This is a genomic window from Qipengyuania xiapuensis (genome assembly GCF_019711395.1).
Classification (GTDB): Bacteria; Pseudomonadota; Alphaproteobacteria; order Sphingomonadales; family Sphingomonadaceae; genus Qipengyuania; species Qipengyuania xiapuensis.
In genome coordinates this window covers 1469291-1483208 of record NZ_JAIGNL010000001.1, presented here as the reverse complement: position 1 = coordinate 1483208, position 13918 = coordinate 1469291, and the positions used below count along the sequence as shown (strand labels likewise).

Sequence of the window (13918 nt, the reverse complement as noted above, 5' to 3'; positions counted from 1 at the left end):
GCGCTCCGTCATGAGCACCTACAAATCCGAACTCCTGCGTCTGCTCGAAGAGCGCGGCTATATCCACCAGATTACCGATGCGGAAGGACTGGACGCCCTTGCCGCGCGGCAGGTCGTGCCGGGCTATATCGGTTTCGATGCGACCGCGCCGAGTCTTCACGTCGGAAGCCTGGTCCAGATCATGATGCTGCGCCGCCTCCAGCAAGCCGGCCACAAGCCGATCGTGGTCATGGGCGGCGGGACGACCAAGGTGGGCGATCCGTCCGGCAAGGACGAAAGCCGCAAGATGCTCACGGATGCGGATATCGATGCGAACATCGCGGGTATTCGCGAGGTGTTCGAACGCCTCCTCACCTTCGGCGACGGCCCGACCGATGCAGTCATGGTCAACAATGACGAATGGCTGAGCCAACTCGGCTACATCGAACTGCTGCGCGATGTCGGCCCGCACTTCACGGTAAACCGCATGCTGACCTTCGATTCGGTGAAGCTGCGCCTCGACCGCGAACAGCCGCTGACCTTCCTCGAATTCAATTACATGATCCTGCAGGCCTACGATTTCCGCGAGCTGGCGCAGCGTTACGACTGCCGCCTGCAGATGGGTGGAAGCGACCAGTGGGGCAATATCGTCAACGGCATGGAGCTTGCCCGCCGCATGGACGGACGCGAGCTGTTCGGCCTGACCACGCCGCTGCTTACCACGGCAGACGGTTCGAAGATGGGCAAGACCGCTGCAGGTGCGGTCTGGCTCAACGAAGCACAGCTGCCGAGCTACGATTTCTGGCAGTACTGGCGCAATGTAGACGACCGCGACGTGGGCCGCTTCCTGCGCCTCTTCACCGACTTGCCGCTCGAAGAGATCGAACGCCTCGAATCGCTCGAGGGCGCCCAGATCAATGATGCCAAGACCGTGCTCGCCAACGAAGTCACCGCGCTCGTGCGTGGCCGCGAGGCCGCCGAGACTGCGGCCAAGACCGCAGCGGAAACCTTTGCCGGCGGGGGTGCCGGTGAAGACCTGCCAACACTCTCGGTCGGCGCGGAAGGCATGCGCATCGGCGCGGCGCTCACCGCGATCGGTTTCACGGCCTCCAACGGCGAGGCAAAGCGCAAGCTTGCCGAGGGCGCTGTGAAGCTTGACGGCGAAGCGGTTTCGGACCCTGGTCACCTCGTCGAAATCGAAGAAGGTGGCGAGGTGAAGCTCTCTCTCGGCAAGAAGAAGCACGGCATCCTGCGCCGCTGATTTTCCTCGCGGGAGACCCTCCCCGCGGGAAAAGTGACCCGCCGGTTTACCATTTATCAGCCTTTCTGGGCGATTAGGGAGCGGGTCATAGAGAAATAACAAGAGGGTTCACGTCGCATGAGTGCCGGAGCACAACTCAGCGTTACCGACCAGCGCCGCATGGCGCGCCATCCGGTCGACCATCCCGTCATTGCCGAGCACTTCGGCAAGGGCGACATGCGCATGCATATCGCGAACATTTCGGCCAACGGTTTCATGATCGATGACGCCGACGGCGTGAACCGCGGCGAGCGCATCGTCGTTCGCCTCCCGGTCATTGGCCGTATCGAGGCCTACTGCATCTGGTGCCGCGACAATCGCGCGGGCTTCCAGTTCGAACGGATCATCCGCGTGGACGACTTCCTGGCGCTGATCGACACGATCCAGCCCAATCCGCGCCTGCGCAAGATGCGCTGATCGCCAACATTCAGTTCTGAATTCAAAAGCAGGCGTCTCTTCACAAGCGAAGGGGCGCCTGCCATGCGTCTGGCGTGACTTCCGCCGCCGACACACCTGCCGAAACATCGCCGCTGCGGATACCGAATTTCCGCGCCTACTGGCTTTCGCGCCTGACGATGACGCTCGCGCAATATGCGATGATGCTCATCATCGGCTGGCAGACCTACAACATCGCCCGCGACGGCGGCATGAGCGTGGGCGAGGCTTCGGGCCAGCTTGCACTTATCGGCCTGCTCCAATTCGTCCCGCTATTCATTCTGACGCCGTTCTCCGGCTGGGCCGCCGATCATTTCGACCGTCGCAACCTCGGCCGCCTGATGGTCCTGCTGCAGCTGCTTTGCGCAGGCATTCTCGCGTGGCTGACCTGGAGCGAGACGATCTCGCTCACCTGGATTTTCGGCGTAGCCATTCTGCTGGGTATCTCGCGCGCCTTTGCAGGGCCGGCATTCTCGGCCCTTGCGCCGAACCTCGTGCCCAAAACGATCCTGCCCAACGCGATCGCGCTCTCAAGCATCTCGTGGCAGGTCGGCATGATCGTCGGGCCCGCGCTCGGCGGCTACCTCTACGCAGTGGTGCCCGCCCTGCCCTATGCCGCAGCGGTCGGACTGTTCCTCTTTTCCGCCACCGCGCTCTCCTTCATCGGCAAGGTTCCCCAGCCACCGCGCCCGCAGAACCAGCGGCCGATCCATGCCATGGTGGAGGGCCTGCGCTACGTGGTGCGCAACAAGATGGTGCTCGGAGCCATCACACTCGACCTCTTTGCCGTATTCCTCGCCGGGGCCACCGCGCTCTTTCCGGTCTACGCCCGCGACATCCTGGAAGTCGGAGAAACGGGCCTCGCGCAATTGGCCATGGCACCGGCTGTCGGAGCCGCGCTGACCGCGCTATGGTTCAGCTTCAGGCCGCTGAAGACCAATGTCGGTCCCAAGATGCTCTGGGCGGTTGCACTTTTCGGGCTCGCCACGATCGTCTTCGGTTTCTCGACTTCGATGCCGCTCAGCCTCGCAATGCTGTTCATCGTGGGCGCGGCGGACATGTTCAGCGTCTATATCCGCCAGTCGCTGATCCAGCTGCATACCCCGGACGAGAAGCGTGGACGCGTTTCTTCCGTCAGCTTGCTGACTATCAGCGCCTCGAATGAATTCGGCGACTTCTTTTCCGGCAGCCTCGCCTATGCGATAGGTCCCGTAGCAGCCGTGGTCAGCGGCGGTGCCGGGGCGATCGCGACGGTTGCCTTGTGGAGCCGGTTGTTCCCGGTCCTGCGCACTACGCGGACCTTCGACCCGCCTGATGAATTGCTAGAACCAACCCCGGAAGAAAAGCTGCAGGAGCAGATGCCATGAAAGCCCAGTCCGTCCTCGAAACCATCGGCGGCACACCCCACATCCGCCTCTCGCGCCTGTTTCCCGACCACGAGGTCTGGGTGAAGAGCGAGCGCGCCAATCCGGGCGGTTCGATCAAGGACCGCATCGGCCTCGCCATGGTCGAGGATGCCGAGAAAGCCGGCAAGCTGAAGCCCGGTGGGACCATCGTGGAGCCGACCAGCGGCAACACCGGTATCGGCCTCGCAATGGCGGCAGCGGTTAAGGGCTACAAGCTCATCCTCGTGATGCCGGAAAGCATGAGCCTCGAACGTCGCCGCCTGATGCTTGCCTATGGTGCGACCTTCGACCTGACGCCCAAGGAAGGCGGCATGAAGGGCGCGATCCAGCGGGCCGAAGAGCTCGTCGACCAGATAGATGGCGCATGGATGCCAAGCCAGTTCGACAACCCGTCGAACTTCGAAGTCCACAAGCGTACCACGGCCAAGGAAATCCTCGCCGATTTCGCCGACAGCCCGATCGACGTGATGATCACCGGCGTTGGCACCGGCGGCCACCTTACAGGCTGCGCAGAGGTCCTGAAGGAAACGTGGTCCGGCATGAAGGCCTATGCCGTCGAGCCCACACTTTCACCCGTCATCAGCGGCGGGCAGCCCGGCCCTCACCCGATCCAGGGCATCGGCGCAGGCTTCGTACCGGAAAACCTCCACACTCAGGCCATTGACGGCGCGATCCAGGTCGAGCCCGAAGATGCCAAGGAATGGGCACGTCGCTGCGCTGCCAAGGAAGGCCTGCTGGTCGGCATCTCCAGCGGTGCGACCCTCGCGGCCATCGCGAAGAAACTGCCCGAGCTCGATGCAGGCAGCCGCGTGCTCGGGTTCAATTACGACACGGGCGAGCGCTATCTCTCGGTGCCGGACTTCCTGCCCACTGAATAAGCGCTTTTCCACGAAGGGCTTACCCCTCACCACGAAGGCATTGGCAGTTCCCCCCACCTCGCGCTAACCCATTGGGAATACGCGAACAGGGAGGGACTGCCTTTTATGAAGACTTTCGCCAGCATCGCAGCGCTTGCCGCGGCGACCATTGCCGCACCGCTCGCCGCACAATCGACCTATGACACGCCGCCGGCCGCTATTGCCGACATTGTGACGCGCGCGCCCTCCCCTGGGGTTTCGCTCTCACCAGACGGGTCCACCATGCTGCTGATGGAGAGCGAAGCGCTGCCTCCGGTTTCGGAGCTCGCGAAGCCGATGGAACGGCTCGCCGGCCTGCGCCTCGATGCAGCGACCAACGATCGCCACAACCCGCGCAATGTCGTGGGCCTCATGCTGCAAGACGTCGCGAGCGGTGAAACCCGCCGAGTTGCGCTTCCTGCCAATGCAGACATCTCGGACATCAACTGGGCGCCCGACGGAAGCAAGATCGCCTTCACCAACACGCTGGCCGACGGCATGGCGCTCATGGTCCTCGACGTGGAGACCGGCGAAGTCACCACGCTGATGCGCGATGGGATCAACGCGATCTTTGCCGAACCTCGCTGGATGCCCGACGGCAAGCTGCTGGCGCTCGCCATCCCCGAGGGCCGAGGCGCCAAGCCTGTAGAGAGCCTGACCCCCGTCGGCCCCGCCATCCAGGACGCAACCGGCGGTGAAGAGGCCCAGACGCGGACCTATCAGGACCTGCTGAAGGATGCCTATGACGAACGCCTCTTCGAATGGCTCGTAACCAGCGAACCCCGCCTGTTCGATCTCCGCAACGGCAAAGGCACGACGATCCTGCCGCCGCGCATCTACACCGGCATCGCACCCTCGCCCGACGGCAAATACCTGCTTGCGAGCTGGCTGGAGAAACCGTTCTCCTACCAGGTTCCCTACTATCGTTTCCCGACAACGACGGCCGTTTACACGACTGACGGCAAGCTCGTGCAGACGATTGCCGAGCAGCCTCTGGCCGACAACCTGCCCGTGCAGGGCGTTCCGACCGGACGGCGCTCCGTGGGATGGCACCCCAACGAAGATGCGCTTCTCGTCTGGGCAGAGGCTCAGGACGGTGGTGATCCGCGCGTCGAAACCGATGTCCGCGATGCGGTCTATACGCTTGCGGCGCCCTTCGATGGTGCCCCTCGCGAAATTGCCAAGCTGGAAGACCGGTATTCTGGATGGATCGGTCTGGAGGACAGCGACGACCTGATCGTTGTCGACTATGACCGCGACACCCGCGAAGTGCGCCAGACACTGGTCGATGTGACCGGCAGCGATCCGGCCCGCATGCTCAACATCCGCAACTACCAGGATGTCTATGCCGATCCGGGCAATCCGATCACGGTGCCGAACGATGCCGGATACTACGTCGCCAAGGTGGACGACGGCCAACTGACCATGAGCGGCATGGGCGCGACGCCCGAGGGCTATCGCCCGTTCCTGCGCCGCTTCGATCTGGTCACGACCGAGACAAGCGAGATCTGGCGCAACTCGGGCGAGAACTTCGAATATGTCGTCGGTCTGACCAACGACGATGCCTCGAGCTTCCTCACCTATTACGAGAGCCCGACGAACCCCGGCAACTTCCGCCTTCATGAGGCAGGCGATGCCCGTTTCGTCACCGACTTCAAGGACCCCCACCCCGAACTCAGCGGGATCGAGCGCGAGCTCATCACCTACAAGCGCTCCGACGGGGTAGACCTCACCGCGACGCTCTATCTCCCGCCGAGCTACAAGGAGGGCGACAAGCTGCCCGTGGTCGTCTGGGCCTATCCGCGCGAGTTCAACGACGCGGCAACGGCAGGCCAGGTGCGCGATTCCAACTACCGCTTCACCCGCGTGGGTGGCTATTCGCACCTCTTCTTCCTGATGCAGGGCTATGCCGTGATGGACCGCGCCGCGATGCCGGTCATCGGTGACGATCCCGAGACGGTGAACGACACCTTCATCGAGCAGATCGTCGCCTCGGCGCAGGCCGCAGTGGACGAGAGCGTCCGACGCGGCTTCGGTGACGGCGAACGTGTCGGCGTGGGCGGCCACAGCTACGGCGCATTCATGACCGCGCACCTCTTGGCGCAGAGCGACATCTTCCGCGCCGGGATCGCGCGTTCGGGCGCGTACAACCGCACGCTCACGCCCTTCGGTTTCCAGTCCGAACGCCGGATCTTCTGGGACACGCCGGAAACCTACTACAAGCTTTCGCCCTTCATGGCGGCGAACAAGATCAACGAGCCGATGCTGCTGATCCACGGCGAGAAGGACAACAACTCGGGTACCTTCCCGCAGCAGTCCGAACGCATGTTCGCAGCGATCAAGGGCACGGGCGGTACTGCCAGACTGGTCATGCTCCCGCACGAGAGCCACGGCTATCGCGGCAGCGAGAGCGTGCTCCACACGCTCGCTGAAATGATCGACTGGTTCGACACCTATGTGAAGCCTGAAGAGGTAGAACTGGCCGGCGACTGAGCCAGCTGAGCAACCAAACGAAAAGGGCGCCACCCGCGAGGGAGGCGCCCTTTTCTTGTGTCGTGACCTAGGGTGTTAGGCGGCGGTTGCGAATGCATCCTCGCCAAGCGCCATCAAGCTGTCGCTACCGGCTTCGAGCTTGCGGCGCAGTGCGCCTGCGTCGGGCAGGTAGCGGTCCATGTAATAGCGCGCGGTGGCAAGCTTCTGCTCGTAGAAGGCCTTCTCGTCGCCGGCACTGCCGACCTTGGCAGCGGCGACCTTGGCCATCTTGAGCCACATCAGGCCGAGCGTCACGATGCCCATGATGTGCATGTAGTGGTGTGCGCCCGCGCCGAGGTGGTTCGGGTTCTGCATCGCATTGTTCATGAACCACATGGTCGCAGCCTGCTGCTGGCCGAGTGCCTTTTCGAGCTGCTCTGCCATTTCCTTCAGCTCGTCGACTTCCTTCGCAGCAGCGATTTCCTCGCCGACATGCTTGAAGAACGCCTGCACCGCTGCGCCGCCCTTCTGGGCGAGCTTGCGTCCGCAAAGGTCCATGGCCTGAACACCGTTGGTTCCTTCGTAGATCTGGGCGATACGGGCATCGCGCACGAACTGGCTCATGCCCCATTCCTCGATGTAGCCGTGGCCACCGAAGACCTGCTGCATGTTGGTGGCGACTTCATAGCCCTTGTCGGTGCCGTAGCCCTTGATGACTGGGGTCATCAGGCCGAGCAGGAGATCTGCTTCCTCGCGCTCTTCCTCGGTCTGTGCCTTGTGCGTCAGGTCGACCAGCAGGCCGCCCCAAAGTGCAAGAGCGCGCATGCCCTCGGTGAAGGACTTGGCGTCCATCAGCATCCGGCGAACGTCGGGGTGCACGAAGATCGGATCGGCCTGCGCTTCTGGTTCTGCCGGACCGGTCAGGGCGCGGCCCTGACGACGGTCGAGCGCGTAGGCGACGGCGTTCTGATAAGCGACTTCGGCCTGGCTCAGGCCCTGAATGCCGACGCCGAGGCGCGCAGCGTTCATCATGATGAACATGGCAGCGAGGCCTTTGTTCTCTTCACCGACAAGCCATCCCTTCGCGCCATCGTAGTTGAGCACGCAGGTCGAGTTGCCGTGGATGCCCATCTTGTGCTCGATCGAACCGCACATCACGCCATTGCGTTCGCCAACCGAACCATCGTCGTTGACGATGAACTTCGGCACCACGAACAGCGAAATACCCTTGGTGCTGTCAGGCGCGCCCGGCGTCTTGGCGAGCACCAGATGGATGATGTTCTCGCTCATGTCGTGTTCGCCGGCCGAAATGAAGATCTTGGTGCCGGTGATCGCGTAACTGCCGTCAGCCTGCGGTTCCGCCTTTGTGCGGATCATACCGAGGTCGGTACCGCAATGCGGCTCGGTCAGGTTCATGGTGCCGGTCCATTCGCCCGAGACCATCTTCGGCAGGTACATTGCCTTCTGCTCTTCCGAACCCTTTGCGACCAGCGCACTGATGGCGCCGTTGGTGAGGCCCGGATACATTCCGAAAGCCTGGTTCGCGCTGGAGATGAACTCTTCCATCACGAAGCCGAGGACATGCGGCATGCCCTGCCCACCGAATTCTTCCGAGTGAGCGAGCGTGCCCCACCCTGCCTCGCGGAACTGGTCGAAGGCTTCCTTGAAACCCGGAGGCGTGGTCACCGAACCGTCTTCATTGCGTACGCAGCCCACTTCGTCGCCAACGCGGTTGAGCGGCGCGAGAACCTCGGCGCAGAACTTGCCGCCTTCATTGATGACCGCATCGGTCACATCGTCGGTCGCCATCTCGAAACCGGGAAGGTTGCTGTAATTCGCGAGCTCGAGGACTTCGTTGATGATGAAGCGCGTGTCGCGGGTGGGAGCGGTATAGGTGGGCATTGTTTGTCCTTGGAGAGAGGTTGTTTTTCTGGCGTCTCGCCGGGGAGGAAAAGATTAGTCGAGCTGTTCTTCGACAAGCCCGATGAACTCGGTCAGTTCCTTGATCGAACTGTCGATATCGGCACGCTGCGCCTTCAGCTTGGCAACGTGCTTCCTGCACTTCTCGAGCGTGACGCGCCGCTGTTCGGCACGGCCATCGTCGAGATCGTACAGGTCGATCATCTCGCGGATTTCGGTCAGCGAGAAGCCGACGTTCTTGGCGCGCATGATCCACGCAAGGCGAGCGCGATCGCGCTTTGAATAGATGCGGGTCAGACCGACGCGCGAAGGAGCGATCAGCCCTTCGTCCTCGTAGAAACGAAGTGCGCGGGCCGTACAACCGAACTCGCTGGTGAGATCGGAGATCGAATACTGCTCACGCTCGAGCTTGTCGGGCCGCTCTAGATGCGCCCCTGCATGGCGACGGTCATTCTCTGGGATTGGAAGCGACTGGGTCATGTCGCTTTCCTACCCAACGTTTACGTAAGCGTCAAGAATTGACGGGTTGGAGAATGCCCTCGTCCAGCCTTCGATAGAAGCAGCTCCGGGCGCCGGTGTGGCACGTCGGCCCCTTCGGACGACATCTGAGCACCAGGGCATCCTGATCACAGTCCACCAGGACCTCGTCGACGCTCAGGACATTACCGGAGGTCTCGCCCTTCTTCCAAAGCTTGCCGCGCGAACGCGAATGGAAATGCGCCTCACCGCTTTCCAAGGTAGCCTCAAGCGCTTCTTCGTCCATGAAAGCTACCATGAGAACCTGCGAAGAATCGGCATCGAGAACCACCGCAGTCAGCAGGCCCTTGTCATCGAACTTGGGCATGAATTCACTACCGCTCTCGCGCATGGTCTTGGCGTCGGACAATCTTGTCTCCGCTATTTGTATGTTTGCGACATCTTGTTGCAGGATAACCACAAGCTGATCCCAAAATCGTACATAGGGGAACAAGCCTGTTTGAGGAACGGGCATTTTCGGAGATTAACGTTCTCACAGGTCATGTGTGGCCTGTCCACCGGAACGACGGTGCCGCGAGAGCGCCAGGTTCAGGGGGTCCCGGGTCCGCGGCCGCATGGGGGTTTTATGCGGCGCACCCGGTAACGATGAGGGATAGGATCTGGTGCATGCTGGGGGGCAGCACCAACATGATCCGGTGTATTTCGTCACGTGGCGCCCGGGATCGAGAGATCCCGGGCGTTTCGTTTATGCGGCGTGTTCCAGCGCCTCGTCCAGCACCCGCGCGAAGCAGGCTATCACGACCGATTTTGCCCCGGCACGCTTGAGCGCCTTGACGCAGGCCGTGCTGGTTGCGCCCGAAGTGAGCACGTCGTCCACCAGCAGGATATGGCGTCCCTTAATCCGCTCGGGCTGTGGCACCGAGATCGCGCCGGAAAGCACCCTCGCCCGCGCTTTCGCCCCCATTCCTCCGAGGCTGGGTGTACGCTTCACACGTTTGAGCCCGTCGACGAAGAGTTCACCCTGCCCGGACCGTCCGAGCTCGCGTGCCAGCAGGGCCGCCTGATTGAAGCCGCGTTGCCACAGGCGCCAACGGTGCAATGGAACGGGCACGATCAGCCTGCCCCCACTCTCGGCTTCAGGCAACCGGGCCGCAATTAGTCGTGCCAGCATCGGTGCGAGGGCGATACGGCGTCCGTGCTTGAGCGCCAGCACAAGTTTTCGCGCAGTGTCTGTATAGAGCGTTCCCGCAGCGATCCCGTCATGTACCGGGGGCGCAGCCATACAGGGTGCACAGGCTGCTCCCTCTCCCGGTCCCCTATCACCGAATGGTCTCTGGCAGAGCGCGCAGCTCGGTTCGGTCGGGATGGCAAGGCCGATCCAGCAGTCCGCGCACAGCCCGCCATGCTCTCCGATACCCTCGCCGCAAGACGGGCAACGAGGCGGATAAACGAGGTCGACGATCGGTGCTAAACCCTCGCCAAGCGTTTGACGCAGTTTGGTTACTCTCCCCACAAGGTCTTGCTGCACGGCTTGCGCGGCCGATGCAAGCACGGCAGGTGCATCGCGATGGATTCGCAAAGCCCTCCCCGAATTTTCAGCCGCGACCGCCGTCGCGCCGGACTGCGCCGTGCGCTTGTCCGCCAGTCGCAGCGCGACGCTGCACGCTACGTCCTGCAGGACATGGTCGAGGATGTTCTCGACCGGCTCGAATTCATGCGCTTCGAACCGGCGCGCGTGCTTGTCATCGGTGACTGGACCGACACGCTTGCGCTCTCATTGCGTGGCCGCGGAGCCAAGGTCGATGAGGCGAATGTCCGGACGATGGACGAGGAGCTACCGATCGAGGGTGCGCCCTATGACTTGATAGTGAGCCTCGCCTCACTCGACCGCGTGAACGATCTGCCCGGCGCCTTGCTCCACATCCGTAATGCTCTGACCAAGGACGGCATCATGATCGCCAGCATCGTGGGTGCGGGAAGTCTCGCAAACCTGCGTCGTGCGATGATCGCTGCAGAACCGGACAGGCCCGCTGCGCGGATGCACCCGCTGGTCGACAATGCTGCCGCCTCGGCGTTGATGCAACGCGCGCTGTTCAAGCGGCAGGTAGTGGACAGCCATGCGCTCGAGGTCTCGTTCGGATCGCTCGACAAGCTTGTCTCTGACCTGCGTGACCAGGGCCTGGGTTCGAGCCTCGCCTCGCGCGCCCCGGCGCTCGGCAAGAATTCGCTTGAACGCGCCCGCGAGGCCTTCCTGCAGGCCGCGAACCAGCAGGGCCGCGTCCTCGAAACCTTCGAGGTTCTGACTCTAACCGGCTGGAAAGACTAGCGCAGGCTCGCCTGTGCCGCTGCGAGCCGGGCGATCGGTACGCGATAAGGCGAGGCGCTGACGTAGTCGAGCCCGGTCTTCTCGCAGAACGCGATACTGGCAGGATCGCCGCCATGCTCACCGCAGATGCCTAGCTTGATGCCGTCGCGCGTCTTGCGACCGCGTTCGGCGGCCAGTTCAACCAGCTGCCCCACCCCGTCCACATCGAGGCTGACGAAGGGGTCGCGGGCGAAGATACCCTTGTCGACATAGTCAGTCAGGAAACGGCCGGCATCGTCGCGGCTGACGCCAAGCGTCGTCTGCGTGAGATCGTTGGTGCCGAAGCTGAAGAATTCGCCCACCTCGGCGATTTCGCCTGCCATCAGCGCAGCACGCGGCAATTCGATCATCGTGCCGACGAGGTAATCCACCTTGCAGCCCGATGCTTCGAAGACCTCCCCCGCTACGCGGTCGACCACCGCCTTGAGCAGCTCGAGCTCCTTGCGGGTCGCGACCAGCGGGATCATCACTTCGGGCACCGGCGCTTCGCCGCTGCTCTTTGCAACTTCGCAAGCCGCCTCAAAGATTGCTCGCGCCTGCATTTCGTAGATTTCGGGATAGGTGATCCCGAGACGGCAACCACGGTGCCCAAGCATTGGATTGAATTCGTGCAGCTCGCCCGCACGGCGCTTCAGCTGGTCCACACTCTTGCCCGTGGCCGAGGCCAGTTCCTCGAACTCGGCATCGCCATGTGGCAGGAACTCGTGGAGCGGCGGGTCGAGCAGGCGGATGGTGCACGGAAGGCCCGTCATCACCTCGAAGATCTTCACGAAATCGGCGCGCTGTTCGGGCAGCAGCTTGGCGAGCGCTTCGCGCCTTCCCGCCTCGTTATCGGCCAGGATCATCTGGCGCACGGCGCTGATGCGGTCGGCATCGAAGAACATGTGCTCAGTTCGGCACAGGCCGATGCCCTCGGCACCGAACTGGCGCGCCATGCGGCAGTCGTTCTCGGTCTCGGCATTGGTGCGAACGCGCATGCGGCGATGCTTGTCGGCCCAGTCCATGAGTGTCCCGAAGTCCCCGGCGAGTTCGGGTTCGATCGTGGCGACTTCGCCCGCCATGACCTGGCCGTTCGCGCCGTCGATGGTGATCGTGTCGCCTTCCTTCAGCTCGCGATTGCCGAGGGTGAGCGTGCGACCTTCACGCGCGATCGAGACCTGCGAGGCGCCCGACACACAGGGGCGACCCATACCGCGGGCAACCACTGCCGCGTGGCTGGTCATACCGCCGCGTGCGGTAAGGATACCGGTTGCTGCGTGCATGCCGTGAATGTCTTCGGGGCTGGTTTCGACGCGCACGAGGATGACCTTCTCGCCGCGGTTGGCCCACAGCTCTGCTGTATCCGCATCGAGCACTATTTTGCCGCTTGCTGCACCCGGCGATGCGGGCAACCCGGTGGTCAACACGTCTCGCGGCGCGTCGGGATCGAGCGTCGGGTGAAGCAGCTGGTCGAGAGCCATCGGGTCGACGCGAAGAATCGCGGTCTTCTCGTCGATCAGCCCCTCGCCCACCATGTCGACCGCAAGCTTGAGCGCTGCCTTTGCCGTGCGCTTGCCGCTGCGCGTCTGGAGCAGCCATAGCTTGCCCTGCTGCACGGTGAACTCGATGTCCTGCATGTCGGTGTAATGCTTTTCGAGCAGGTCGAAGAGGCGCGCCAGCTCTGCGAAGGCTTCGGGCATGGCTTCTTCCATGCTCGGCTTGTCGGCCCCGGCAGCCTCGCGGGCAGCCTTGGTGAGATACTGCGGCGTGCGGATACCCGCGACAACGTCCTCGCCCTGCGCATTGACCAGCCACTCGCCGTAGTAGGCCTTTTCACCGGTCGAGGGATCGCGGGTGAAGGCAACGCCGGTTGCCGAAGTATCGCCCATATTGCCGAACACCATGGCCTGCACGTTCACGGCGGTGCCCATGTCGTGCGGAATATCGTTCAGGCGGCGATAGACCTTCGCGCGCTCGGTATCCCAGCTGTCGAACACCGCGCTGATCGCGCCCCAGAGCTGCTCGTTCGGGTCCTGCGGGAACGGCTTGCCCAGCTCCTGCTCGACGATCGACTTGTACTCGGCAACGAGCGTCTTCCATTCTTCGGCGGAAAGCTCGGTGTCGGCGTAGTAGCCATTGTCTTCCTTTGTGATCTCGAGCGCCTCTTCGAACAGCCCGTGATCGACGCCGAGGACGACGTCGCCATACATCTGGATGAAGCGGCGGTAGCTGTCCCAGGCGAAACGCTCGTCGCCACTGGTCTTGGCGAGGCCTTCGACCGTCTCGTCATTGAGGCCGAGGTTGAGGACGGTGTCCATCATGCCCGGCATCGAGATCGCCGCGCCCGAACGCACCGAGACGAGCAGCGGGTCCGATGCATCGCCGAAGGCCTTGCCGACCGTCTTCTCGACATGCTTCAGCGCTTCGGCGACGTCGCTGCGCAGCTTTTCGCTGAAGTCGCTGCCGCCAGCGAGGTACTTGAGGCATTCCTCCGTCGCGATGGTGAAACCGGGAGGAACCGGAAGGCCGATGCTTGCCATCTCGGCGAGGTTCGCGCCCTTGCCGCCGGTGACGGTCTTGTCCTTCTGCCGTGCATTCGAATGCGGAGCATCGCCGCCGAAGGTGAAGACCGTGTCGTTACTCATCAACGCAATTCCTACAGCTTGGAACGCTTGGAACAGGGTCCAGG

11 protein-coding genes and 1 pseudogene are annotated in these 13918 nt (G+C 62.9%); 6 read left to right on the top strand and 6 right to left on the bottom strand.

The window, feature by feature from the left end; all coding sequences use genetic code 11:
• Window positions 1-10: 10 nt before the first annotated feature.
• The 5 genes from tyrS to K3163_RS07500 all read left to right on the top strand — a co-directional run bounded on the left by tyrS (window position 11) and on the right by K3163_RS07500 (window position 6509).
• Window positions 11-1240 carry a tyrosine--tRNA ligase gene (gene tyrS, locus K3163_RS07520; protein ID WP_221553677.1) on the top strand — a complete coding sequence of 410 codons (1230 nt, stop codon included), beginning with the start codon at window positions 11-13 and terminating at the stop codon, window positions 1238-1240.
• Between the two features lie 117 nt (window positions 1241-1357).
• Window positions 1358-1696, top strand: a complete 339-nt coding sequence (locus K3163_RS07515) for a PilZ domain-containing protein (RefSeq protein ID WP_221428493.1) — start codon at window positions 1358-1360, stop codon at window positions 1694-1696.
• Window positions 1697-1770: 74 nt separating this feature from the next.
• Entirely contained in the window at window positions 1771-3081 is a 1311-nt protein-coding gene (locus K3163_RS07510) for an MFS transporter (RefSeq protein ID WP_221553676.1), read from the top strand.
• Window positions 3078-3998, top strand: coding sequence for a cysteine synthase A (gene cysK / locus K3163_RS07505; protein WP_221553675.1), 921 nt, complete (start codon window positions 3078-3080; stop codon window positions 3996-3998). Before K3163_RS07510 ends, cysK begins: the two co-directional genes overlap by 4 nt.
• Window positions 3999-4103: 105 nt before the next feature.
• The gene (locus tag K3163_RS07500) at window positions 4104-6509 is read left to right on the top strand and encodes an alpha/beta hydrolase family protein (RefSeq protein WP_221553674.1); all 2406 of its coding nucleotides are present in this window, start codon (window positions 4104-4106) and stop codon (window positions 6507-6509) included.
• A gap of 75 nt (window positions 6510-6584) precedes the next feature.
• Here the strand turns inward: K3163_RS07500 and K3163_RS07495 are convergent, their stop codons facing one another.
• The 5 genes and pseudogenes from K3163_RS07495 to K3163_RS13695 form a co-directional block, all read right to left on the bottom strand.
• A complete protein-coding gene (locus K3163_RS07495; protein WP_221553673.1) occupies window positions 6585-8390 on the bottom strand; it encodes an acyl-CoA dehydrogenase C-terminal domain-containing protein in 1806 nt (601 codons plus the stop codon).
• Between the two features lie 54 nt (window positions 8391-8444).
• Window positions 8445-8888 carry a MerR family transcriptional regulator gene (locus K3163_RS07490; protein ID WP_221428498.1) on the bottom strand — a complete coding sequence of 148 codons (444 nt, stop codon included), beginning with the start codon at window positions 8886-8888 and terminating at the stop codon, window positions 8445-8447.
• Between the two features lie 31 nt (window positions 8889-8919).
• On the bottom strand, window positions 8920-9294 hold the full coding sequence (hisI, locus tag K3163_RS07485; RefSeq protein ID WP_221553672.1) for a phosphoribosyl-AMP cyclohydrolase: 375 nt from the start codon (window positions 9292-9294) through the stop codon (window positions 8920-8922).
• A gap of 336 nt (window positions 9295-9630) precedes the next feature.
• Window positions 9631-10167, bottom strand: a complete 537-nt coding sequence (locus K3163_RS07480) for a ComF family protein (protein ID WP_345719721.1) — start codon at window positions 10165-10167, stop codon at window positions 9631-9633.
• Window positions 10168-10176: 9 nt separating this feature from the next.
• Window positions 10177-10398, bottom strand: a pseudogene (locus tag K3163_RS13695) (double zinc ribbon domain-containing protein); the annotation flags it as partial.
• A 54-nt stretch (window positions 10399-10452) separates the two neighbouring features.
• Here K3163_RS13695 and K3163_RS07475 point away from each other — a divergent pair.
• Window positions 10453-11211 carry a class I SAM-dependent methyltransferase gene (locus K3163_RS07475; RefSeq protein WP_221553671.1) on the top strand — a complete coding sequence of 253 codons (759 nt, stop codon included), beginning with the start codon at window positions 10453-10455 and terminating at the stop codon, window positions 11209-11211.
• Here K3163_RS07475 and ppdK read toward each other — a convergent pair.
• Window positions 11208-13874 (bottom strand): pyruvate, phosphate dikinase, encoded by a 2667-nt coding sequence (ppdK, locus tag K3163_RS07470; RefSeq protein ID WP_221553670.1) that lies wholly within the window; start codon window positions 13872-13874, stop codon window positions 11208-11210. The two genes, K3163_RS07475 and ppdK, sit on opposite strands and share 4 nt — an antisense overlap.
• Window positions 13875-13918: the final 44 nt, after the last annotated feature.

Coding starts and splice junctions, on each gene's coding strand:
- cysK (WP_221553675.1), top strand. CDS start 3,078: ATGAAAGCCCAGTCCGTCCTCGAAACCATCGGCGGCACACCCCACATC.
- K3163_RS07500 (WP_221553674.1), top strand. CDS start 4,104: ATGAAGACTTTCGCCAGCATCGCAGCGCTTGCCGCGGCGACCATTGCC.
- K3163_RS07475 (WP_221553671.1), top strand. CDS start 10,453: ATGGATTCGCAAAGCCCTCCCCGAATTTTCAGCCGCGACCGCCGTCGC.
- K3163_RS07495 (WP_221553673.1), bottom strand. CDS start 8,390: ATGCCCACCTATACCGCTCCCACCCGCGACACGCGCTTCATCATCAAC.
- K3163_RS07515 (WP_221428493.1), top strand. CDS start 1,358: ATGAGTGCCGGAGCACAACTCAGCGTTACCGACCAGCGCCGCATGGCG.
- ppdK (WP_221553670.1), bottom strand. CDS start 13,874: ATGAGTAACGACACGGTCTTCACCTTCGGCGGCGATGCTCCGCATTCG.
- tyrS (WP_221553677.1), top strand. CDS start 11: ATGAGCACCTACAAATCCGAACTCCTGCGTCTGCTCGAAGAGCGCGGC.
- K3163_RS07490 (WP_221428498.1), bottom strand. CDS start 8,888: ATGACCCAGTCGCTTCCAATCCCAGAGAATGACCGTCGCCATGCAGGG.
- K3163_RS07480 (WP_345719721.1), bottom strand. CDS start 10,167: ATGGCTGCGCCCCCGGTACATGACGGGATCGCTGCGGGAACGCTCTAT.